Below are 20,762 nucleotides of genomic sequence, written 5' to 3' on the forward strand. Positions count from 1 at the left end.
ATTTTCGTGGACGATGTCGGTTTGCGGTTCATCGGCTCGTCCTTGGGACGGAAGCCAGATCAAACGCAGGACGCCCTTATGACCACCAAGCTCGACACCGCCCCCACCAACGACCGTGAAGTGGTTCTTGCCCGCATCATCGATGCGCCGCGTGAGAACGTCTATCGCTGCTGGACCGATCCGAAACTGATCACGCGCTGGTTCTCGCCAAAGCCGTGGACGACGCCGCGCGCCGAGATGGATGTGCGCACCGGCGGCTCGAGCCTTGTCGTCATGGCTAGCCCGGACGGTAACGAATTCCCCAACCCGGGAATCTTCCTCGAAGTCGTTCCCGGCAGGAAGATCGTCTTCACCGACGCCCACACAGAGGCTTGGCAGCCTTCGGAAAAGCCGTTCATGACCGTCGTGCTGACCTTCGAGGACGAGGGCAACGGCAAGACGCGCTACATCGCTCGGGTCAGGCACTGGAGCGTCGCCGACCGCGAACAGCATGAGAAGATGGGTTTCCACGAGGGTTGGGGACAGTGCGCCGACCAGCTCGAAGAACTCGCCAAAACGCTTTGATCCGCATGACGCTCTGATACCGGCAGGACGAGAGGAGATCGATATGTCCAAAACCCTGTTTTTCGCCATTTTTGCTTCGGCCGCAGCACTGCTTGCCTGCCCGGGCACCACCAATGCGGAGGAGACAAAACCCGCCATGACGACTGAGACGAACGCACTGCCGAAGCCGGAAAAGTCTGGCCTGCTGCCGATCGACGGCCTGAATTATTATTATGCCATCTATGGCAAGGGCGAGCCGCTGCTTCTGCTGCATGGCGGTCTCGGCACCACGGATATGTTCGCGCCGATCCTGCCGAAACTTGCCGAAAACCGCACCGTCATCGGCGTCGACCTGCAGGGTCACGGTCGCACCGCGCTGGGTGACCGACCATTCACCGTGGAAGCGATGGGCGACGACATGGCCGCCATCGTCAAGGCGCTCGGTTACGACCAGGTCGATGTCATGGGCTATTCGCTGGGCGGCGGCGTCGCCTTCCGCATGGCCGGCCAGCATCCCGAAGCGGTGCGCCGCCTCGTCCTGGTATCGACCGGCTACGCCACGGACGGCTTCTATGACGAGATGCGTCCCCAGCAGGCACAGGTGAGCGCGGCTGCCGCTGAGTTCATGAAGGACACGCCGATGTACAAATCCTACGTCGCGGTGGCGCCGCATCCGGAGGAGTTCCCGAAGCTCCTCGATGCGCTGGGCGGCTTCATGCGTCAGAACCGCGATTACTCGGCCGACGTCGCCAAGCTGAAGATGCCTGTCATGCTGGTCTATGGCGACAGCGATATGTACAAGCCCGAGCACGAGATCAAGTTTTATCAGATGCTCGGCGGCGGGCTGAAGGACGCCGGCTGGATGCGCGAGAACCTGTCGCAGAACCGCCTGGCGATCCTGCCCAACCGCACCCACTACGACACTTTCTTCGCCCCCGAACTCACGGCCGCCGCGCTGCCGTTCCTCAACGGCCAGACCAAGGTCAAAACCTGGGACGAGGTCGTCGGCGAAACGGAGTGAACGCCAAGGCCGCCGGTTGTTGGCTGGCAGCCGGCGGATCGTCATGCGGCCGCCATGACGGCTTTCGGCGTCATGACTTCAGCCCCACTCGCATCAGCATAAGCGATGACGTTGCATCAAAGCTTTTCAATTGACCCAATCGGCCGCGCCGATACCTTGCGCGCCTATTCTCCCCCACCAGTGGATCGATCCGGACAATGGCAAGATATGACGGCGGATGCCTGTGCAAGGCGGTGCGCTACCGCGCGGACGCGGCCCCCATCAACGAACGCGTCTGCCACTGCCGGGTTTGCCAGAAGGCGATCGGCGCCGCCTTCAACGCACGCGTCCTGTTTCGCATCGACGACGTGACGATCGACGGGCCGCTGGCGACCATAAACTCTTCGCCGGATCTCAAGCGCGGCTTTTGCCCGAGCTGCGGCACGACGATGTTTTCCCGGCGTGATTCCGCTGATATCATCGGCATCACCACCGGTTCGCTCGACGATCCCACGGTTTTCAAGCCGCAAATGCATATTTTCACCGCCTCGAAGCAGCCCTGGGTGGTGCTCGATGACAGCCTGCCGAAATACGAAGGCGCCCCTCCGCCAGGCTAATTTTCCCTTTTCCCTTTGTTGTGGAAGAAGGTGGATCGACGCGCTACGCCAGCGAGAAGGAAGAACGCAACCATGGCCAAAATTTAATCCAAATCGACACGAGATAGCCGGCAAAGCGTCATTGGCGGGCCATCATTGTCTCCCTATTTATGGGTCGCGGGTACGGCATTCGAGGAGACGACGGATGAACGACAGCATCAGCACCCTGGACGAGCTTTTGAGCGATCCGATGGTCCTGCTTGTGATGGAGCGCGATCGTGTGCGCCCCGAACAGGTGCGCATGCTGCTCGAACGGGCTCGCCGGCCTTCGACCGATGAGCCCGAAGTGCCGCCGGCGCATGTGATCGCCAGGACATGCCAGAAACTCTGGCTCTGCCCGTAGTCGCTTTGCGATTTTCCCTGTGTATCTCAAGCCGGCTCCAAGGTGGGCCGGTTTTCGAACGGCGTGCACTTCGGCACGCCAGCTTACAAATCCGTAAATTGATTATCCGGCCCATGACGATAAGGCTTGTCGGGGATTGACCGGTGGTCGGTCCACGCAACTCTGATCTCTCATGCACGGAATTCGATTTTGGCCGACATCTGCACACAAGGCCTGGACACGGGCTTCGTCGGGCTGGGGTTCGCCAAGGTGGCGTTCCTCGGCGTGGTGCAAGGCATCACCGAACTGTTGCCGATTTCCTCGACCGCCCATATGCGCATCGTGCCGGCCGTGCTCGGCTGGCAGGATCCTGGCTCCGCCTTCTCCGCCGCCATGCAACTCGCGGCTCTTGCCGCGGTGGTCAGCTATTTCTGGAGTGATGTCAGGAATATCCTGTTTGGTTCGTTCGACGCTCTGGCGCGACGCGATTTCGCCGACCGGCATTTCAAGCTGGCGCTCTGGATCGTGCTGGCGACGATCCCGATCGTCATCGCCGGCGTGGCGCTGTCGGGCGTGCTCAACGCCTGCAATTCGCCGCTACGCAGCCTAACGGTGATCGGCTGGGCCTGCATCGCAATGGCGATCTTGCTGGCGCTGGCCGAGATCTTTGCCCGTCACCGGCGCAGCATGGGCGGTGCGTCGCTGACCGATGCGCTGCTCGTCGGTGTTGCCCAGATCGGCGCGCTTGTCCCCGGCGTCTCGCGCTCGGGCTCGACCCTGACGGCGGCACTGGGGCTCGGCTTCAAGCGGGCCGAGGCGGCGCGCTTCTCGTTCCTGCTCGGGTTGCCGGCGATTGCACTCGCCGGCCTTAAGGAACTCTGGGAACTGCACAAGGTCCATCTCGACGCCCATGGGTGGTCGGTCCTTGCCGTCGGGCTGGTCGTCGCCTCGATCTCCGCCTTCTTCGCCATATGGGGGCTGATGCACGTGCTGGAGCGTTTCTCGGCCTGGCCGTTCGTCATTTATCGCGGCCTGCTCGGTGTCGTCCTGCTGCTGGGCGTGGCGATGGGATGGCTCGTCTAAGGCAAGTTCCACAGTATCGCTTGAAACGGGCTATATCCGTACCGGACCTCGAACTTCGATTCCGGTACGCACATGGATTTTTTGACCCTCCTGCAATCACTGCCGTTGCTGCTGGCGTTGGCCAAGGGCGCACTGCCGTCGGTGGCGGCATTTGGCCAGTGGGCCGCTTCACTGCCGCCATGCCGGGACTTCACCTTCGAGGCGACCAGCTATCTCGTTTGCGAGGTCGATCCGAAACGATACCAGCTCGAGCTGTTCTGGAAGGATGCGGCGGGCAAGCCGTTTCAGTCGCTGCACAATCTGCATGCCGCGCAACAGGCGATCGGGCGCACGATGGTGTTCGGCATCAATGCCGGCATGTATCACCCTAACCTCGCGCCGGTCGGCCTCTATGTCGAGCGTGGCCAGGAGATGGCCTCGGTGAAAACGGGATCGGGAAGCGGCAATTTTTCCCTGCAGCCGAACGGCATTTTCTACCTGCGCGACGGCAAGGCCGCGGTCCGTGCCACCAGGGATTTCGTGAAAAGGCGCCCGACCGTCGACTATGCGACGCAATCGGGGCCGATGCTGGTGATCGACGGCAAGCTGCATCCAAAATTCCAGGCTGACGGCACTTCGCGGAAAACCCGCGACGGTGTCGGGGTGCGAAAGGACGGCGTCGCGGTCTTTGCGATTTCGAACGGCACAGTGACCTTCCATGCCTTCGCCCGGCTTTTCCGCGACGCGCTTGGCTGCGACAACGCGCTGTTCCTCGACGGCACGATATCAAGCTTGTTTGCGCCTGCCATCGGCCGCAAAGACGACTACTGGAATCTCGGGCCGATGATCGGCGTTTTCAGGAAATCCTAGCCGGTTTTCCACCGCGCTTACCCACACGCGGTATGGGCGAAAAAAATTGATTCAAACTTTATTGGTAATTTCTCATTCATAACTGATCCGGTTTGTCCGTCGGCTGTCGTTTTGCCCTCGGTCTGTTGTGTTTTGAGTACAGGTCCAGATGCGGATTCCGGGCGTCGTCAGTTTTTTGATCGCATCGCTATGCCTTGCCGGCTGCTCTTCAACGGCCGGCGTCGACGCGCTGGATTTGCAGAAACCGTCCAACGAGACCACCAGTTCCGTGATTCGGCCGCCGGCACCGATCGCCGCTGCTCCGGCGGCAAAGGGCAACAGGGCGGCAAGGGCCGAATTGGCCTCCATGTCTGACAACGGTCCGAGGCGCCCGTTTGGTTTGGCGGAGGAGGAAGAGACGGGGGTGTTTGCCGCACCTGATGTGCCTGATCCCCAAGTGCCTGATGTCGGCGGGTTGCCGGTCGAGCCGGCAGCCTTGGTGTCGCCGCCCAAGCTGTTGACCCGCGCGGCACCGGCCATGCTTGCCGGGCCGCTCACCCGTTACGGTTTTCGTGATGCCAAGCCTATCAATTTCGGCAAGGCTTCGCCTCGCCGCCTTGCAGTGCACGGCGTCGACGTCTCGCGTTGGCAAGGCAACGTGAATTGGGACAAGCTGCGCGCCCAGGGCGCCAACTTCGCCTACATCAAGGCGACCGACGGTGGCGACCACCTCGATCCGATGTTCATGAAAAACTGGCGCAACGCCGACGCCGCCGGCTTGAAGCGCGGCGCCTATCATTTCTTCTACTGGTGCCGCACGGCCGGCGAGCAGGCGGACTGGTTCATCCGCAACGTGCCCAGGGTCGAAGGCGCACTGCCGCCGGTGATAGACGTCGAGTGGAACGGCGAGTCCAGCTGCAAGCGCCGGCCGTCGCGCGAAAAGGTGCTGGAAAAGATGCAGGTGTTCATGGACAAGCTGGAGCGCCATTACGGCCAGCGTCCCATCATCTACACCGCGCCCGATTTCTACCGCGACAATCTCAGGGGCGAATTCCTCGACTATCCGTTCTGGCTGCGTGCCGTGGCCCAGCATCCGTCAAAGGTCTATCCCGGCCGCAAATGGCTCTTCTGGCAGTATTCCGGCTCCGGCCTGTCGCACGGCGTCACCGGCCGTATAGACCTCAATGTCTTCCATGGCGACGAACGGCAATGGCGCGCCTGGGCCGGCGGCCGGCAGACGGTAGCCGACGCCAACTGAGACAGTCGTCAGTCCCGGCGCGCTTCGCTCTGCCTGATGCCCGCGGTCTGGGCAAGCGCGATATCGGACTGCTCGATGGACACGCTTCCGCCGGCAGCATTCGCTGAGGAAAGTGTCCGGCCCTTTGACCGACATGGACGCATGGGAGGGAAAGATGGGTGTGTCATCGGAGGCTCTGGCGCAGAGCCGTCAAACGATCAGCGCTTACGAGGATTATGCGGAACAATATGATGCCATTGTGCGCCATGTTCCCAATGAGAGAGAGCAGGCATCGCTGAAGCGCCTGGTGGCAATCGCCGGTGCAGGCGGCCGGATTTTGGAAGTCGGATCCGGAGCTGGATACGACGCGGATTTTCTGGAGACTTTGGGCGTCAAAGTCCGGCGCACCGACGCAACCAAGCGGTTTCTGGAACTGCAGGCCGCGCGTGGCAAGCATGGCGAGTTGCTCGATCTCATCACCGATGATCTCGGCGGCCCCTACGACGCAGTCCTGGCCCTATGCGTCCTCATCCATGTGCCTCGCGACGAGACCGACCAGGTACTTGCCAAGATAGCCGGGTCGCTGCGGCCGGGCGGCGCCTTCCTCGTCTCGATGCGCAATGGCGACGGCGAGACATCAGGCGAATATCACATGGTCTACTGGCGCAGGGACGACTTCGCGGCCCGTCTCGAAGGCGCCGGGCTCGTCCTCATCAGGGACGATTTCAACGTCGGCCGCGATAGCGAAGAATGGAACACGTTCCTGGCCGTCAAGCCTGCATGACCCGCCGAACGCTGTCGCTGTTTGCGCTGCTCAGCCTTTTCAGATTTCGCGAATAAGCAAGACATTGCCGCAGCCTTGCTGTCTATGTGAAGTTCCTGCACTCCTGGGGGAGACGAGTTGGAACTCAAGATCATGCTTGTCGGCTTTGCCTGCGTGGTCGCGGGCGCGCTGTCGTTCATCACCTTCATGAAATGGCGAGAGGTGAAAGCGCTCAGCCGCTGGCTGCCGGCGCCGGGAAAGATCATTTCCTCGCGCGTCGAGGCACGTGAAGTGAGAAACTCGGGCGTTGGCTCGGACAGCAGCGATACCACCGAAATGCGGAATTTTCCGGCGATCACCTTCGAATACAAGGTCGGCGGCAAGAAATTTCAAAGCTCGCGCCACAGCGTGAAGGAGAATTTGGGGAATTTCGAAGTCGCTGAAACCCTTGCCCAGTTTCCCCGCGGCGCGGAGGTGACTGTCTTCTACAATCCGGCCGATCCGAGCAAAGCGGTGATCGAGCGCACACTGCCGGACGGCGCCTTCAAGTTCATGGTCCAACTTTCGGCAGGATTGGTGATCGGGGCGGTTGTGCTGGTGTTTTCCGTCGGCGGTGTTCTGGAAGCGATCGGGCCGCATTTGCCCAAGCCGCAGAATCTCGGTGCCGCGGCGTTGCTGCTTTTTATGGGCTTGTTCATCCTGCGCATGGGTTTTGCCCAGAAATCGTTGGCCGAACAGGCGGCAAAATGGCCGATCGCGGCCGGCCGCATCGAAACCTCAGGCCTGCAGGCGCTCCGAAACCATTCAGGCTATGGTCGCTGGCGCACCGTCTTCAAATCCCGCATCGTCTACTCCTATGGCGTCGCCGGCCAGCGCTACAGCGCCGATCGTGTGACCTTCGGCGCCACCGTGACCGCCTCGCTGCCCGGCCTCGTCGGCGGCCAGGCACGGCAATATGTCGAAGGTAGCAAGGTCGACGTTCACTATGACCCCGTCAACCCCGGCTCAGCGGTGCTCGAATGCCGGGTCCGGGGGCTTGGGCTGCTATGGATCTGCTCGGCAGGCTTTCTCGGCGGCGCCGCCTTTCTGCTCGGGCTGGTATGACACTGGTCAGGCGGATTCGGTCACGGCGCCGATCCGCCGGTAGACGAATGGTTCTTCTCTCGAAGGAATTGTGGCAATGCGCTTGGCTTCGTCGATCAGCATTGCCATGCGAGCATGGATCGGCGATTTCGCGCAAGCCGGGTCCGTTGCGGCGGCATCGCCGGCGATCGCCATCGCCTGGCAGCGGCAGCCGCCCCAGTCGATCTCGCGCCGCTCACAGCCGCGGCACGGCTCCTGCATCCAGTCCGTACCGCGAAAGGCATTGAACCCCGGTGAATCGGCCCAGATCGAGGACAGTCTGCGTGGTTCGAAACGCTCGAAGCTGAGAGACGGGATCGTCTGTGCGGCATGACAGGGCAGTACGGTGCCGTCAGGCGTCACCATGAAGGCGTCACGCGCCCAGCCGCCCATGCACGGCTTGGGATAGATCGCAAAATAGTCCGGCGTCACAAAATCGATGTTGATGATGCCGGCCAACCGCTCCTGTGCCTCCGCGACGATCTCCGCCTGCCTGTCGACCGCTTCACGCTCGGGCATCAGTTGGTCGCGATTGGTCAACGCCCAGCCGGCATACTGCACATTGGCGATCTCGAGCCTCTCCGCGCCCAGCGAAAGGGCGAGATCGATGAATTCCGGCACTTCCTCGATGTTATGGCGATGGATCGGCGCGTTGATGGTAAGAGGCAGACCGGCAGCGCGCGCGCGGCGTGCCGTCTCCAGCTTCTTTTCGTGAGCGCCCTTGTGGTTGCCGATGCGATCGGTGGTCGCCGGCCGCGCACCCTGAAAGCTCAGTTGCAGATGGTCGAGACCGGCTTCGGCAAATGCCTCGATACGGCCCTCGACGATGCCAACGCCCGCGGTAATCAGATTGGTGTAGACGCCGCGCCCCGCAAGCCCGGCGATCAATTGCTCGAGGTCGCGGCGCAGTGTCGGCTCGCCGCCGGACAGATGCACCTGCAGCACTCCGAGATCGGCTGCCTCCGAGAACAGAGCGAGCCAGGTCTCTGTGTCGAGTTCGCGATTGGCCTTCAGCAGTTCGAGCGGATTGGAGCAATAAGGGCATTGCAGCGGGCAGCGATGCGTCAGTTCCGCCAGCATGCCGATTGGAGGGAGGAGGGGCGTGCTCATAGCCTCACCAGCAGCTTGTCCGACCATTCCTGCAGGAAGGCGATGACGTCGGTCGCCACGGCCTCCTGTTCAGCCTCATAATCCGCGGCAAGGCCGGCAATGATGTCACCTGCCGTTGCCCGTCCATCGCAGCGGCGCAATATGTCGAGACTGACATCGTTCGGCCAGAATATCTTTTCCGGTGAAAGCACGGCGAATGCCTGCCGCACGGAATCGTACTGTATGCGCACGTGCTTCGGCAGCGAAGGTACCGACCGCAGCGACACCACGGCTCTTTCGCGCAGCGCCATCATAGGGCTGCCTCAGGCTGGAAGGCGCCGGGCGGTATGTTTCCCTGCTCGCCATAGGCGTGTTGAAGCGCATCAAGCATGGCCCAGAGTATATCGCATTTGAACACCAGTGCATCGATTGCCTGCTGCTGGCGCTCCGCCGTATCGGCGTGGCTGAGCACGTAGGCGAGGGCGAAGTCGGCGTCACGCGAGGCCTGTTCGGGCCGTTGCCTGAAATAGGCCAGCGTATCCTCGGTGATGTAGTCGTATTTGGCCAGCATTGCCGGCACCCGCTCGCCGATGATGAGTGGCGAGAACATCTCGGTCAGCGACGACGCGACCGCCTCGAACAGCGTCCGGTTTGTACAAAAGGAAAGGTAAGCGCCCACCGCGAAGCGCGTCGCCGGCAGCGCCAGCCTTTGGCTCTTCACGGCCTCGGCGTCCAGGCCGAGCGAAGTTGCCAGATGCAGCCAGCGCGCGATGCCGCCGCTCCAGCCGTCCTCGCCGTCATGGTCTTCGATCCGCTTGCGCCAAGCGGCGCGAAACGCCGGATCCTCGGCATGCACGAGGATCATGGCATCCTTGCGCGGGATGACCGCCTGATAGCAATAGCGGTTCAGCGCCCAGGCCTTCATCTCGGCCTTTGACAACGCGCCGCTGGTCATCCTGTGGTGAAAGGGATGGCGATTGTGATAGCGCTCGGCGCCAACCTGCCTCAATACGGCTTCGAGAGCGCTCGTGGAGAGTCCGCCTTTGGCTGCATCGCGGAAGCCGCTCAAAATTCCATCTCCATACCGTCGCTTGCGATTTCCCAGCCTGCCGCCTTGACCGCCGCGTGCTCGGCGGAATTCTCGTCAAGGATGGGATTGGTGTTGTTGATGTGGACGAACACACGGCGGCTAACCTTCACATCGGCCAAGCCGGCGATCGAACCCAATTCTCCCGAGATCGCCAGATGCCCCATGCGCGCGCCGGTTTTCTGACCGACGCCGGCGACGATCATCTCCTCGTCGGTATAGACCGTGCCGTCGAACAGAAGACAGGCGGCATCGGCGAGACGCGCGCGTAAGCGCGCATCGATGCGCGCGCAGCCCGGAATATAGAAGACGGAGCCGCGGCTGCCGATGCCGGCGATTCGGACTCCGATCGTATCACCTGCGTCGGAGCTGAAATTGGCATCCGGATGGTCTCTATCCTCCAGATAGAGTGCTATCTTCCCGGGCACCGGAAAGGGCTCGATCATCACGCCGGTCTCGCGGCTTTCTGCATCGCAGATGGCCAATTCTTTCGTCGGCGGCAGGATGCGCCGCGGCACAAGCGCTGGATCGAGAACGTTGAAAATCGAATTCGCCTCCAGCGTCGCCAGAACCTGCGCCGTTGCATAGATGGCGAAAGGCTGCCGTTCGCGCAGGCTGAGCAGTCCGGCGATATGATCGACATCGGCATTGGTCAGCACCACCGCGCGAATAGGCGTCGAGCGCAGCGGCGCATCGCCCGCAGGCTGCAGTTCAGGTGTTGCAGCGATTTGTTGGCGAATGTCGGGCGAGGCATTGAAAAGAACCCAGCCGAACCCGTCCGCAGAGGCGGCGACACTTGACTGGGTTCGTGAATGTACGCCGGCCATGCCGGTGCGAGCCGCACGACTCAGACGGTAGTTGCAGTTCCATTGCGGAAAGCCGCCGCCCGCCGCCGATCCGATGATCTTTAAATGCATGAAAATGCCCGCGCGGCGGCTTCTCTGACCTGCAGGCAATTTGCAGTCACAAAAAACGCTTCGCACGCTTTGCGTGCGTCAAAATCTTTCACGAAAATCCCATGCGGCGAGGGGATGCGCGCCCCTGTCGCCAGGGACGCGCACCTCTGCGGCCTACTTCTTGGGAGTAATTTCAGCAGGCAGATACCGTGAAATTTCGAAGCCAGCGGCAACCTGACACATGGTCGGTTTTTTCCAGTTCTTCTTCATGACATTTCTCCTCTTATACCAGCCCGAAGGGACCGATCCTGTCGTTAGCCAACCATTGCAGGGCACCGACGCAATGGCTCGTCCATCAAGTCTCAAAATGGACAAATGAAACAATAGGTTTTGAAAAATTGAAAACAAACTATCGAGAATAATTGCAGTCCTTACTTCAATTGGTCGTGGCGTAGGGTTTTTTCTCCTCCAGTGGCAGGTTTGCATCTTCCCACCCATCAGCGCCAAGCGGATACCAGATTACTGAACTGTAGCCCCACTCGACGGCGCGTTTCGCCGCATTCCACGACATCCAGCAATTCGTCATGCAGTAGAACAGAATCGCGCGCGACTTGTCCGTCCCGGCCTTGGCCGTGAGGCCTCGGCGAAAATAGCTGGCGGTCTCCTGCGAAATAGCGCCGTATCCCACATTGGCCAGCCATGTGCTGCCTGGAATGTCCTTTCTGACCTTGTCCCTCCATATGGTTCCTGCCGGCAAATTGGCCGGCTTGGGCGTGTCCGGCATCACGTCGAAGAAGATCGCCTTTTTCGCTCGCCACAGCGCTTCCGCTTCCACCGTCGTCACCACCCTCGCGCCTTGCAGCGTCCGCGGCACCGGCGCCCGATAGTCGTCCATCCGGAAACCGCTGGGTTCGACGACATCGCCGGCCCATGTCGGCTCGGTCAGACCCAGAAGGCTCGCGGCGACCAGCAAGAAAATAGTCTCCCTTCCATTCATTGGGTAATCAGGTTGTCGTGTTCGTCGATCAGCGGCACGTTGTAGCTCAGCAGGATCCTGGTGATCTCAGCCTGGTTTTCCCTGATCACCCGGTTGAGCGTCCGCTTCCATTCCTGGTCGGACGGACGTACGCCCATGGTGATGCGGTAAGACATGCGCGAGCCGGTTTTTTCCTTCACCAGTGGAACGATCGTCACATCAGCTCCGAGTTCCCTTGCATAGTAACCTGCCATCGGTCCCCACAGCACCGCCGCATCGATCTTGTGTGCCAGCATGTCCTTGATCATGACCTCTCCCATGGATGGGGTGACGCGCGTATCCACCGCAAGCGGATAGATCTTGGCGGTCCGCAGAAGCTTGTTGGCGGCCATGTTGGCGGTTGGCGGCGTGCTTTCAACGACGCCGATCGTCTTGCCCGTGAGTCTGGGATCCTCGATCGTTTCCACACCTTCCATATCGTGGCTTTTTGGATGCACCAGCACATAGGCGGAGCGATAGTAGGCGTTGGTGTTCTGCACCAGCTCATCGCCTTGGGCATAGCCCATGATGATGTCGCATCGGTTGGCCCCCAACGTATTGCGCACGAAGCCGGTGATCGTGGGAAACCAGGTGTAGGAGACGGACTTGCGCCCGGTTTTCGCGGCAACCAGCTCGGCCAGCTTGTTTTCGAAGCCTTCGCCGCTCTTGTCGGTGAAGGGCATATTCGAGGGATCGGCGCAGACGCGCAGAATGTCGGGATCGACCAGTTCTCCCGCCGCGCCAAGACCGGCGCTTTGCGCATGCGCGTTCGACGGCAGCAAGGCGAGTGTGCCGAGGATCGGCAGAACGACGCGCAGCTTCAATGCATCGCGGCCAATCATGTCATCCACCCATGCAGGATGCTTCGGCATCCTTCGCCGCCTGGGCCTTGTCTTCGTGCTTGGGCGGCCGTCCGCGGGGGGCCGCGCCATCTGCGCGCGCGCGCAGGTAGACGTAGAGGTCGTCCATGTAGCAATAGACATTCTTGTTGTCGCCAAAAGCAGGCATAACGTTTTCCTTGCCGCCGCCGACATTCTTGCGGCCTTCGGCGACGATCGAGAGGAATGTGGCGTAATCCATGGTTTTCAGGCTGTTGACCAAAGCCGGCGCATAGCTCGAACCTGTCGCGTCCTGTCCGTGGCAGACATGGCAATCGGAGTGATACCGGCGGTAGCCGCTGAACGTGTACCAATCGACGGTTCCGTTTTCGATCTTGTAGGTCGGATTTCCATCCGCATCCATATACTTGCCGCCTTCTTCCTTTACCGCCTTGGCTTTTTCCATGCTGTCGTCGGCCTGGGCGACGCCTGAGCTTGCCAGAGGCAGCAGAGCCAGGACCAAAGCCGAAATTACAATGCGAACGGACATTCAAACGCTTCCTTCATTTGCCAATGGACACGGTTTTGCTGTCGCGACCGGCATTGATCGGTGTTTTTGGGTGCGTAACCGAATCGAGAGCCCGGACATGGCTTCCGGATGATCCGGGCTCTCGTTCTTCAAGCCTTTGGTCTCACAAGACCCGAGGCGTGCTCAAGGTTCCCGGCGCATCAATCCGGGAGACCGAAGACGGTGAGCTGACCGCCCAGCGTTGTGTAGTCGGCAAGTGCCGCGTAGCCGCCGACGGCACCAAGACCAGCGGTGCCAACGACCGCCGCCTCGTCGCCTTGGGCACGGCCCTGATCGACGGCGCCATGCCAGGCAGCGGCGTTATCAGGCGAAAGCAGGCCGCCTGCCAGGCCGATACCTGCCCAGCCACCGACGCCGGACAGAACGGCGATGTACTGCTTGCCGCCCTGCTCGTAGGTCGTGATGTTGCCGATGATGCCGGACGGGGTCTTGAACTTGTAGAGTTCCTTGCCGTCCTTATCGACCGCCTTGATATAGCCTTCGAGTGTACCGTAGAAGACGACGTCGCCATCTGTCGCCAGCGCGCCCGACCACACCGAGAACTGCTCGGGCTTCGACCAGACGATCTCACCCTTGGCCGCATCCCAGGCAATGAAGTTGCCCATGTTGCCGTCGCCGCCAGGTGCGGGATACATCGACACGGTGGCGCCAACATAAGGCTGACCGGCGGTGTAGCTCACCTTGTAAGGCTCATAGTCCATGCAGACATGGTTGGTCGGGACATAGAACAGCCCGGTCTTCGGCGAATAGGCCGCCGGCTGCTGGTCCTTCGTTCCAAGCGCCGCCGGGCAGATGCCCGTCGAGTTGGTGTCTTCGCCGTTCTGCTGGGTCGAATATTTCGCCACGACCTGCGGGCGACCATATTGTTCGCTCTTGGGGTCCATGACGACTTCCGTCGCCCAGTTCACGGCCGGATCGTATTTCTTGGCGACGAGAAGGTCGCCGGTGGCGCGATCCATGGTGTAGGCAAAACCATTGCGATCGAAATGGACCAGCACGTCGTGCTTGGCGCCGTTGACCTCCATGCCATCGACGAGGATCATCTCGTTGATGCCGTCATAGTCCCATTCGTCATGCGGGGTCATCTGGTAGAGCCATTTGGCAACACCCGTATCCGCATCGCGGGCCATGATCGTCATCGACCAGCGATTGTCGCCGGGGCGTTGTACCGGGTTCCACGTCGAGGGATTGCCGGTGCCATAGTAGACCAGGTTCAGCTTGGGATCATAGGAATACCATCCCCATGTCGTGCCGCCGCCTGTCTTCCACTGCTCGCCTTCCCAGGTGTTCGTGCCGGAATCCTTGCCCACCGGCTTGCCGAGATGCGTGGTCTTCTCGGGATCGAGCAGGGTGTCCGCGTCCGGACCTTCCGAATAGGCTTTCCAGGCGAGTTTGCCATCTTTCAGATTGTAGGCGGCCAGCCAGCCGCGAACGCCGAATTCGGCGCCGGATACGCCGATGAGCACCTTGTCCTTGACGACGACGGGGGCAGCCGTACCGGATTCGCCTTTGCCGCCATCGGTCTGGTCGCCGTTCTTGACCGACCAGACGACCTTGCCGGTCTTCGCGTCGAGGGCGACGACCGTGGTGTCGGCCTGATTGAGAATGATCTTGCCGTCACCATAGGCAACGCCGCGATTGACTGTATCGCAACACATGATCGGAATGACGTTGGGATCCTGCTTGGGTTCGTATTTCCAGAGGATCTTCCCGTCATTCTTGAGGTCGAGCGCAAAGACATTGTTCGGGAAAGGCGTGTGGACATACATCACATCGCCGATGATAAGCGGTCCACCCTCGTGGCCTCGTAGCACGCCGGTGGAAAAGGTCCACTTGACCTGCAGGTTCTTCACATTGTCCGCAGTAATCTGGTTGAGTTTGGAATAGCGGGTGTTGGCGTAGTCACCTGTCTGCATTGCCCAGTTCTTCGAATCCGAAGCCAGCTTTGCAAGGTCCTCGTTAGCCGACGCCGTAAAGGCCGCGCCGAGCGACAGAAACGCCGCAGTGGTTAGAATATAGGTAGCTTTCGTAAGTACACGCATCCGAATTCCTCCCGAGGTTCATAGTGATGAATCATTTGCTGAGCCCACAAGGGCTTGCCCAAGCGATTCACGGGGGGGAAATATTTCCGGCAGCGTGTCACGACCTAAGCCAGATGTGCAGAGGGCACCGTTACTGCCCACCTCACCTTGGCCTACGAAAGACTGTCGCCGCTCCCTAATGACGGTGACGCCCTTGAAGCCGGAAACAGGGTGAGGCTATGTCATCGCAAAACGCTAGGCAAGCAAAAAAGCCTGAGTGTTTTTTTGCACCGCAATATCGTAAATGCTGCGGCGCAATATAAGGAAATAAGTGGGGTAGTATTTGTTAGATGAAGTATTCCTGATTGAGAAATAACGGTGGGCCGGATAAAATTTGATTATTTTATGAGTTTTACATTTCACCTAAGCGTGGATTTTATTTGGAGGTATTCACTTCGATGTCTCGGCATGGCCATGTACGTGCCCGTTGGGAAACGATAGTGAGCCAAGCATGAGATGATCGTTGGAGTTGGAGCGTGGAGCGGGCCATGGGGGCCCCATGCGGAACCACCGTCGACCAGCACCGCATTCCTCCTTTGGTCGTATACGGAAGCCATGGGCGCTTGACTGACTCTGCGGCACGTTGCCAACTGCCACGGTGATCCCGACTGGGCGCATCACGCCTAGGCCAACCGGAGGTTTTCCCGTGATCAGATATGTTGGATTTTCGACTTTGCCGCTGCTCCTTGCCGCGCCGCTGGCCTTCGCAAACCCGGCGGGCGCCGCGGGAGATTACCCGACAGCAACGATTGCCGATTACGTGCTCGGCTGCATGCAGACGAACGGCCAGACACGTCAGGCGCTGGAAAGCTGTTCCTGCTCGATCGACGTCATCGCCTCGATCCTTCCCTACGACCACTATGAGAGAGCCGAGACTTTCAAGAGCATGTCTTTGACCACAGGGGAAAACGCGGGGCTGTTTCGCGAGAGCGCACCGGCGAAGGCAGCCCGTACCGAATTGAAGCGCGCGCAGTCGGAAGCCGACGTGCGCTGCTTTTAGAACCTGCTCAAATCCGCAAGCCGGATGGAGTTCCATCCTTTGTCTGGACAGTACCTTCCCGAAACAAGCTCCACTTTCGGGGTCAAGCTGGCAAGCACCCGGCAGTCCGGCAGGATATCGAGACTTCAGAGTCCCGCTGTCTCCAGCGGCCACTGATTGCGAAATGTCTTGCCATCCGTATCGATCGCTTCAACCTGGATTTCGCCGTTGCCGTGCACGGTGAAATCAAATCGGAAATTGGGGTCTTCCGAAATCGATATTCCACCTTCCATGGAGAGGATCGGCTGGCCGGCTTGGGAGATCGACAGTTTCTGGACAAAATGCGCCGGTATGAAATACTGGGTCAGCGGATCCCGCTGCAGCCCCGAATTGTTAGGGTGCCGGATCATCAACTGCAGTTCCTCGGTCTTGGTCATCGTCTCTTTGGGCGGGAACTGGCGCAGCTTCATCTGACCCATCGTCGCGTTGGCCTCGTCCTGGTTCTTGACCGCAGGGGCGGAGCATCCGCCTGACGCCTTGACGAAGGTCTGCGCCATATGGAGTTGGCCGCCCTGCGTCTCAGCGATGGCACGCAGATAGGAATAGTCGTTGACGCGCACGCGCGTCGACAGATGCGTCACGCCGGCATCCTTGCCGAGCTGGAACGTTGCCGCCACCGGTGCAGGGTTGGCATCGATGATCAAGGTAACGGATTTGATGCCGTCCGGGGCCTTGGCTGGATCGAGATAGATGTCGACGGGCACGATGGCGGCATCCTGCGCCCGCTTCGGCGCTTCGATCCTGACGACGCCGGTATCGACCAGAATTGCCCGATCGCCGAACACGTCGACCTTCAAATCCTGCCAGATCCTATCCGAGGACGCGGTTGTTTGCTGTGCGCTGGCGGTTCCCGAGGAGCCGAGCAGCGTGCCGATGGCCAAGATGATCGCGACGAAAACGAATGCGAGCGGCAAAGCGAGCTGCCGGCTCGAGTAAGCGTGATTTTGCATTTCGATGCCTCCACCAATGCAAGAGAGGTGGTGCCCAGGCTGGCGTTGAGGATAAGCCTTTGGCGACGCCTTGGCAAATCGCCGTGCCTTACAGCTGCCTGGCGCATGTCGGTGTCGTCTATTCCCATTCGAGTTCGGCAAATGCGGCCGTTGCGTTGCGCTCGTTGTAGTCGTCGAACAGGTGCCAATTATCCCGTTCGCTTTCGCCAGCGGTTTTGACTGCTTCGCGCAGCGGCGTTCCGTCGGCGATCGCCTTGCGGATATCGCGCGCCAGAACCTCGAAATAGCGTCGCTCCCCCGCCAGCGCCTGTGGCCAGTCGGCCGTTAAAGGACCATGACCTGGAACGACGCGCGCGGCGTCGATCGCGGTGAGCGCATCCATCTGGCGGAGCCATCCAAGCAGGGATCCGTCGAGCGTCGGCAAGGAGCCCATAAACACGAGATCGCCGGCAAAGAGCGTTCTGGTCGCGGGATCGAACACGGTCAGGTCGTTGTCGGTGTGCGCCGCCTTCCATGCCCGCAGTTCGATCATGCGCCCGCCGAGGTCGAGTTGCAGGCGATCGTCGACCAGCATGGTCGGCGACACGATCTCGATCCCCTCCATCAGCGCCTCGCCAAGCTGTTCGCGATAGTTGTGCAGATAGAACGCGCCACGCGCCTCAAGGGCACGCGGCAGATTGCGGTGACCGACGATGGTCGCGCCGATCTTCCGGAATGCCGCATTGCCGAAGATATGGTCGGGATGCATGTGGGTGTTGACCAGGAAGCGAACCGGCTTTGCTGTCAGCTTTCCGATCGCGGCGAGAAAGGCGTGCGCCTCGATCAGGCTGCCACCGCTGTCGATGACGGCAACCGCATCGGTGCCGATGACGGCGCCCAGATTGCAGATCGCACCGTCGTTGGCGGCGGTCATCAACTCATCCGCGCCCTGGAAGGCGAAGACGCCGTCGGCGATTTGTCTGACCGAGAACCGAGAACTGCCACCTGCGGCCAGAACGGCTCGTCCGAGGCAGCATGGCAGCAAGGCGGCGCTGGCGGCGGTGCAGGCGAAGCCACTCACAAGCCTGCGTCTTAGCCGATCAACCGACATGAAGGCCTCCGATATGCATTTCGCCTGCTGGCAATCAGGTGACGTCCGGAAATCTATGATGGAACGACCGCAGAAGGTCGCTCATCACCTGCGAATTGCGATGTTGCCGTGGCAGCCGTACGTCGAACACGCCGAGCACATGGGTTGGCCGCGGCGCGAGCACGATGATGCGGTCCGACAGCATCAGTGCCTCGCGTAGATTGTGCGTCACCATCAAGGCGGTCGTTGGCCGTGCCGACCACACGGTCAAAAGCAGATGCCGAAGCCGCTCGGCGGTCTGTTCGTCGAGCGAGACAAAGGGTTCGTCCAGGAAAAGCACCGCCGGCTCGGTGGCGAAAGCCCTGGCAAGTGCTGCCCTGCGCGCAAGGCCGAGCGACAGTTCGGCAGGATAGAGCGAGCGCATGCCGGCGAGGCCGAGCGTGTCGAACAGCCTGTCGAGATTTTTCGCTCTCAAGCTTTTCGGCAACGCCAGCCTGACATTCTGCTCCACCGTTCGCCACGGCAGCAGGGTCGGTTCCTGGAATACGGCGGCGATGCGGTTCGAACCTCCTTGCGGCAACTGGAAGGAGCCGGAAAAGTCTTTGTCCAAGCCAAGCAGGATACGCAGCGTCGTGGTTTTGCCGCAGCCCGACGGTCCCAGCAAGCAGGCGAATTCGCCTTGCCGGACCTCGAAGGAAAGGTCCTGAAGCGCCGTGATCGAGACGCCTCGCGCGGACCTGAAGGTCTTTTCGGCGATGTCGACCTTAAGCGGGACGACGGCGCCAACGGGTTGCATGTCGTTCAACGGGCTGCACCAGGAGAAGTTCAATGACAAGCATCACCGCCACGAAAGCCAGCGTGTAGGCAAGAATGGCGGCGACATCGAAGAGCTGGAAATAGAGATGGATCTGGAAGCCGACACCGTTCGAGCGGCCGAGCAACTCGACGACCAGGACGATCTTCCAGATGAGGGCGATGCCGGATCGCGATGCGGCGGCAAGATAGGGCTGCAATTGCGGCAGCAGGATATGGCGGATGCGTTCAAGGCGGCCGAAGCGATAGACGGTGGCCATTTCGGCGTAACTTGGATCAAACGCCCTGGCGCCTTCGCGCATCGTCACCACGACATTCGGGATCTTGTTCACCGCCACCGCGCCGATCGCCGCCACCTCGTTGAGGCCGAACCAGATATAGCCGAGGACGATGACCACCAGCGCCGGGATGTTGAGGAACAGGATCACCCACGGGTTGAAAAAACGGTCGACGCGACGATGGCTGCCGAGCAAAACGCCGATGACGGATCCGATGATCATTGCGACGATATATGCCGCGGCGACCCGGCCGAGGGTCACGCCGAGATGGTAAAAAAGGTCGCCGCTCGCAGCCTCCCTGAGAAGCACCTGCCAGACCTGCCCAGGTCCTGGAAAGGCACGGCTTGGCCAGACACTTGCCGCAAGGTTCCATAGCAGGCAAAGCCCGAGCAGGGAGACCGCTACGGTCAGCGCGGGCATGAGTGCCGTCGCCAGATTGCGTCGGCCGGACATGGTCGGCGGGGCATCACGCGCGCCGTCGGTTCCCAATGCGGTCATTTCTCGGGGTCCTGCCAGAACGTGCCGGGCGCCATTTCCGGCGCGCTGCCGACAAGCTTCGCGCCGCCGATCGCCGCAAGCACATGGTATAGCCTCCCGGCGTCGGCCGCTTCCTCGGCGATCGACCGGCTGGGAATGCCCTGGCGGTAGCGATCGCGCAGTTTTTCCAGTTCCTTGCCTTCCGCGCGAATGATCGGCGCCAGGCGCAGCCATTCGTCATCGGATCTGGCCAGCAAGTCCTTGGCTTGCGCGGACGCCCTCACGAAACCCCTGACGGCATCGGGGTTCTCGTTGGCCCATTGGTCATGGAAGACGTAACCGAGCGCCGAAACGGGTCCCAGAGCCCCGAGCGTCTTTGCCGCGTCATTCACGCCGATCAATCGACGGAAGCCATTGGCCTCGAGACGCGCGCAAAAATGCCAGAAATTCAGCACTGCATCGAGTTCGCCCTGTATCGCCTTTTCCGAAATCAGTGGCGGCGCGCCAAAGACGATGTCGCTGGTTGCCGACAGGTCGACGCCGAGATCGCGTCTGGTCAGCGCTTGTATCAGCAGCCAACTCTTGTCGAGCGGGCCGCCGGCGACGCCGATCTTCTTGTCCTTGAGATCGGCGACCGTCCGGATCGGCGAATCCTCCTTCACCATGATCGCACCCACCGCGGTCGAATAGGGGGTCAATGTGAGGTCGCCGCCTTCGGAGCGCTGGCGCGAGACCCACAGCCAGTCGGAGACGATCATATCGATCGCGCCAGCCAGCATCGCGACGTTGGTTGCATCCTCGCCGGCGAAGTCGATGATCTCCAGACCGATCCCGTTCGCGGCATCGAATTTGTGCTGCCTTAGCGTATCGAGTTCCCAACTCACGGTTCCAAACTTCAGCACACCGAGGCGAATCCTGGCTGCCGCAACGCCCGGCCTGGTAGCAAGAACAGCGGCTGTCCCGAGAACCGCCAGACGCAACGTCATGCGCCGTGAAACCATCATGAC

The 20,762-nt window shown here is 60.9% G+C and carries 24 protein-coding genes; 10 read left to right on the forward strand and 14 right to left on the reverse strand.

Annotated features, from left to right (window positions below):
• Positions 1-78 precede the first annotated feature (78 nt).
• The 9 genes from NKH95_RS05430 (at position 79) to NKH95_RS05475 (ending at position 7,536) form a co-directional block, all read left to right on the forward strand.
• Positions 79-564 (forward strand): SRPBCC family protein, encoded by a 486-nt coding sequence (locus NKH95_RS05430; RefSeq protein WP_352891155.1) that lies wholly within the window; start codon positions 79-81, stop codon positions 562-564.
• 43 nt (positions 565-607) lie between these two features.
• Positions 608-1,564 (forward strand): alpha/beta fold hydrolase, encoded by a 957-nt coding sequence (locus NKH95_RS05435; RefSeq protein WP_128303305.1) that lies wholly within the window; start codon positions 608-610, stop codon positions 1,562-1,564.
• Between the two features lie 197 nt (positions 1,565-1,761).
• Positions 1,762-2,160 (forward strand): GFA family protein, encoded by a 399-nt coding sequence (locus tag NKH95_RS05440; protein ID WP_023810373.1) that lies wholly within the window; start codon positions 1,762-1,764, stop codon positions 2,158-2,160.
• A gap of 184 nt (positions 2,161-2,344) precedes the next feature.
• Complete coding sequence (locus tag NKH95_RS05445; RefSeq protein WP_013532087.1) at positions 2,345-2,542, forward strand: hypothetical protein; 198 nt, start codon at positions 2,345-2,347, stop codon at positions 2,540-2,542.
• A gap of 189 nt (positions 2,543-2,731) precedes the next feature.
• The gene (locus NKH95_RS05450; RefSeq protein ID WP_023810374.1) at positions 2,732-3,604 is read left to right on the forward strand and encodes an undecaprenyl-diphosphate phosphatase; all 873 of its coding nucleotides are present in this window, start codon (positions 2,732-2,734) and stop codon (positions 3,602-3,604) included.
• A gap of 72 nt (positions 3,605-3,676) precedes the next feature.
• The gene (locus NKH95_RS05455; protein WP_128303307.1) at positions 3,677-4,453 is read left to right on the forward strand and encodes a phosphodiester glycosidase family protein; all 777 of its coding nucleotides are present in this window, start codon (positions 3,677-3,679) and stop codon (positions 4,451-4,453) included.
• 148 nt (positions 4,454-4,601) lie between these two features.
• Entirely contained in the window at positions 4,602-5,690 is a 1,089-nt protein-coding gene (locus NKH95_RS05465; RefSeq protein ID WP_502895165.1) for a glycoside hydrolase family 25 protein, read from the forward strand.
• A gap of 154 nt (positions 5,691-5,844) precedes the next feature.
• Entirely contained in the window at positions 5,845-6,453 is a 609-nt protein-coding gene (locus NKH95_RS05470; protein WP_128303308.1) for a class I SAM-dependent DNA methyltransferase, read from the forward strand.
• Between the two features lie 117 nt (positions 6,454-6,570).
• Complete coding sequence (locus tag NKH95_RS05475) at positions 6,571-7,536, forward strand: DUF3592 domain-containing protein (protein WP_352440178.1); 966 nt, start codon at positions 6,571-6,573, stop codon at positions 7,534-7,536.
• Positions 7,537-7,542: 6 nt separating this feature from the next.
• Here the strand turns inward: NKH95_RS05475 and pqqE are convergent, their stop codons facing one another.
• The 9 genes from pqqE to NKH95_RS05515 all read right to left on the reverse strand — a co-directional run bounded on the left by pqqE (position 7,543) and on the right by NKH95_RS05515 (position 15,090).
• Positions 7,543-8,664 carry a pyrroloquinoline quinone biosynthesis protein PqqE gene (gene pqqE, locus NKH95_RS05480; RefSeq protein WP_128303309.1) on the reverse strand — a complete coding sequence of 374 codons (1,122 nt, stop codon included), beginning with the start codon at positions 8,662-8,664 and terminating at the stop codon, positions 7,543-7,545.
• Positions 8,661-8,957 (reverse strand): pyrroloquinoline quinone biosynthesis peptide chaperone PqqD, encoded by a 297-nt coding sequence (gene pqqD, locus NKH95_RS05485; protein ID WP_128303310.1) that lies wholly within the window; start codon positions 8,955-8,957, stop codon positions 8,661-8,663. Before pqqD ends, pqqE begins: the two co-directional genes overlap by 4 nt.
• Entirely contained in the window at positions 8,954-9,712 is a 759-nt protein-coding gene (gene pqqC, locus NKH95_RS05490) for a pyrroloquinoline-quinone synthase PqqC (protein WP_352891157.1), read from the reverse strand. The genes pqqD and pqqC overlap by 4 nt, the downstream gene beginning before the upstream one ends.
• On the reverse strand, positions 9,709-10,647 hold the full coding sequence (gene pqqB, locus NKH95_RS05495; RefSeq protein WP_352440307.1) for a pyrroloquinoline quinone biosynthesis protein PqqB: 939 nt from the start codon (positions 10,645-10,647) through the stop codon (positions 9,709-9,711). Before pqqB ends, pqqC begins: the two co-directional genes overlap by 4 nt.
• A 153-nt stretch (positions 10,648-10,800) precedes the next feature.
• Positions 10,801-10,896, reverse strand: a complete 96-nt coding sequence (locus NKH95_RS33435; RefSeq protein WP_013532074.1) for a coenzyme PQQ biosynthesis protein A — start codon at positions 10,894-10,896, stop codon at positions 10,801-10,803.
• Between the two features lie 166 nt (positions 10,897-11,062).
• Entirely contained in the window at positions 11,063-11,623 is a 561-nt protein-coding gene (locus NKH95_RS05500) for a PQQ-dependent catabolism-associated CXXCW motif protein (protein ID WP_352440180.1), read from the reverse strand.
• Positions 11,620-12,513 carry a quinoprotein dehydrogenase-associated putative ABC transporter substrate-binding protein gene (locus tag NKH95_RS05505; RefSeq protein WP_352440181.1) on the reverse strand — a complete coding sequence of 298 codons (894 nt, stop codon included), beginning with the start codon at positions 12,511-12,513 and terminating at the stop codon, positions 11,620-11,622. Before NKH95_RS05505 ends, NKH95_RS05500 begins: the two co-directional genes overlap by 4 nt.
• Entirely contained in the window at positions 12,485-13,009 is a 525-nt protein-coding gene (locus NKH95_RS05510) for a c-type cytochrome, methanol metabolism-related (protein WP_023810386.1), read from the reverse strand. Before NKH95_RS05510 ends, NKH95_RS05505 begins: the two co-directional genes overlap by 29 nt.
• A 179-nt stretch (positions 13,010-13,188) precedes the next feature.
• Positions 13,189-15,090, reverse strand: a complete 1,902-nt coding sequence (locus NKH95_RS05515) for a methanol/ethanol family PQQ-dependent dehydrogenase (RefSeq protein WP_127293373.1) — start codon at positions 15,088-15,090, stop codon at positions 13,189-13,191.
• A 685-nt stretch (positions 15,091-15,775) separates the two neighbouring features.
• Here NKH95_RS05515 and NKH95_RS05520 point away from each other — a divergent pair.
• On the forward strand, positions 15,776-16,129 hold the full coding sequence (locus NKH95_RS05520; protein ID WP_023810388.1) for a hypothetical protein: 354 nt from the start codon (positions 15,776-15,778) through the stop codon (positions 16,127-16,129).
• 125 nt (positions 16,130-16,254) lie between these two features.
• Here NKH95_RS05520 and NKH95_RS05525 read toward each other — a convergent pair whose 3' ends face one another.
• The 5 genes from NKH95_RS05525 to NKH95_RS05545 all read right to left on the reverse strand — a co-directional run bounded on the left by NKH95_RS05525 (position 16,255) and on the right by NKH95_RS05545 (position 20,759).
• Complete coding sequence (locus tag NKH95_RS05525; protein WP_352440183.1) at positions 16,255-17,118, reverse strand: quinoprotein dehydrogenase-associated SoxYZ-like carrier; 864 nt, start codon at positions 17,116-17,118, stop codon at positions 16,255-16,257.
• A gap of 118 nt (positions 17,119-17,236) precedes the next feature.
• A complete protein-coding gene (locus NKH95_RS05530; RefSeq protein WP_352440184.1) occupies positions 17,237-18,208 on the reverse strand; it encodes a quinoprotein relay system zinc metallohydrolase 2 in 972 nt (323 codons plus the stop codon).
• Positions 18,209-18,242: 34 nt separating this feature from the next.
• Complete coding sequence (locus NKH95_RS05535; protein ID WP_023810391.1) at positions 18,243-18,983, reverse strand: ABC transporter ATP-binding protein; 741 nt, start codon at positions 18,981-18,983, stop codon at positions 18,243-18,245.
• The gene (locus NKH95_RS05540; protein ID WP_352891158.1) at positions 18,952-19,776 is read right to left on the reverse strand and encodes an ABC transporter permease; all 825 of its coding nucleotides are present in this window, start codon (positions 19,774-19,776) and stop codon (positions 18,952-18,954) included. The genes NKH95_RS05535 and NKH95_RS05540 overlap by 32 nt, the downstream gene beginning before the upstream one ends.
• Positions 19,773-20,759 carry an ABC transporter substrate-binding protein gene (locus NKH95_RS05545; protein ID WP_023810393.1) on the reverse strand — a complete coding sequence of 329 codons (987 nt, stop codon included), beginning with the start codon at positions 20,757-20,759 and terminating at the stop codon, positions 19,773-19,775. Before NKH95_RS05545 ends, NKH95_RS05540 begins: the two co-directional genes overlap by 4 nt.
• Positions 20,760-20,762 lie beyond the last annotated feature (3 nt).

Origin of the sequence: Mesorhizobium sp. M0848 (genome assembly GCF_040319805.1) — a bacterium.
Taxonomy (GTDB): Bacteria; Pseudomonadota; Alphaproteobacteria; order Rhizobiales; family Rhizobiaceae; genus Mesorhizobium.

Bases quoted from the DNA above. Each gene is read 5' to 3' on its own strand.
- NKH95_RS05470 (WP_128303308.1), top strand. From the start codon at position 5,845: ATGGGTGTGTCATCGGAGGCTCTGGCGCAGAGCCGTCAAACGATCAGC.
- NKH95_RS05500 (WP_352440180.1), bottom strand. From the start codon at position 11,623: ATGAATGGAAGGGAGACTATTTTCTTGCTGGTCGCCGCGAGCCTTCTG.
- NKH95_RS05530 (WP_352440184.1), bottom strand. From the start codon at position 18,208: ATGTCGGTTGATCGGCTAAGACGCAGGCTTGTGAGTGGCTTCGCCTGC.
- NKH95_RS05510 (WP_023810386.1), bottom strand. From the start codon at position 13,009: ATGTCCGTTCGCATTGTAATTTCGGCTTTGGTCCTGGCTCTGCTGCCT.
- pqqE (WP_128303309.1), bottom strand. From the start codon at position 8,664: ATGAGCACGCCCCTCCTCCCTCCAATCGGCATGCTGGCGGAACTGACG.
- pqqD (WP_128303310.1), bottom strand. From the start codon at position 8,957: ATGATGGCGCTGCGCGAAAGAGCCGTGGTGTCGCTGCGGTCGGTACCT.
- NKH95_RS05455 (WP_128303307.1), top strand. From the start codon at position 3,677: ATGGATTTTTTGACCCTCCTGCAATCACTGCCGTTGCTGCTGGCGTTG.
- NKH95_RS05525 (WP_352440183.1), bottom strand. From the start codon at position 17,118: ATGCAAAATCACGCTTACTCGAGCCGGCAGCTCGCTTTGCCGCTCGCA.
- NKH95_RS05515 (WP_127293373.1), bottom strand. From the start codon at position 15,090: ATGCGTGTACTTACGAAAGCTACCTATATTCTAACCACTGCGGCGTTT.
- NKH95_RS05465 (WP_502895165.1), top strand. From the start codon at position 4,602: ATGCGGATTCCGGGCGTCGTCAGTTTTTTGATCGCATCGCTATGCCTT.
- NKH95_RS05435 (WP_128303305.1), top strand. From the start codon at position 608: ATGTCCAAAACCCTGTTTTTCGCCATTTTTGCTTCGGCCGCAGCACTG.
- NKH95_RS05440 (WP_023810373.1), top strand. From the start codon at position 1,762: ATGGCAAGATATGACGGCGGATGCCTGTGCAAGGCGGTGCGCTACCGC.
- NKH95_RS05535 (WP_023810391.1), bottom strand. From the start codon at position 18,983: ATGCAACCCGTTGGCGCCGTCGTCCCGCTTAAGGTCGACATCGCCGAA.
- NKH95_RS33435 (WP_013532074.1), bottom strand. From the start codon at position 10,896: ATGAAGAAGAACTGGAAAAAACCGACCATGTGTCAGGTTGCCGCTGGC.
- pqqB (WP_352440307.1), bottom strand. From the start codon at position 10,647: ATGCATTTAAAGATCATCGGATCGGCGGCGGGCGGCGGCTTTCCGCAA.
- NKH95_RS05545 (WP_023810393.1), bottom strand. From the start codon at position 20,759: ATGATGGTTTCACGGCGCATGACGTTGCGTCTGGCGGTTCTCGGGACA.
- NKH95_RS05445 (WP_013532087.1), top strand. From the start codon at position 2,345: ATGAACGACAGCATCAGCACCCTGGACGAGCTTTTGAGCGATCCGATG.
- NKH95_RS05430 (WP_352891155.1), top strand. From the start codon at position 79: ATGACCACCAAGCTCGACACCGCCCCCACCAACGACCGTGAAGTGGTT.
- NKH95_RS05540 (WP_352891158.1), bottom strand. From the start codon at position 19,776: ATGACCGCATTGGGAACCGACGGCGCGCGTGATGCCCCGCCGACCATG.
- NKH95_RS05505 (WP_352440181.1), bottom strand. From the start codon at position 12,513: ATGCCGAAGCATCCTGCATGGGTGGATGACATGATTGGCCGCGATGCA.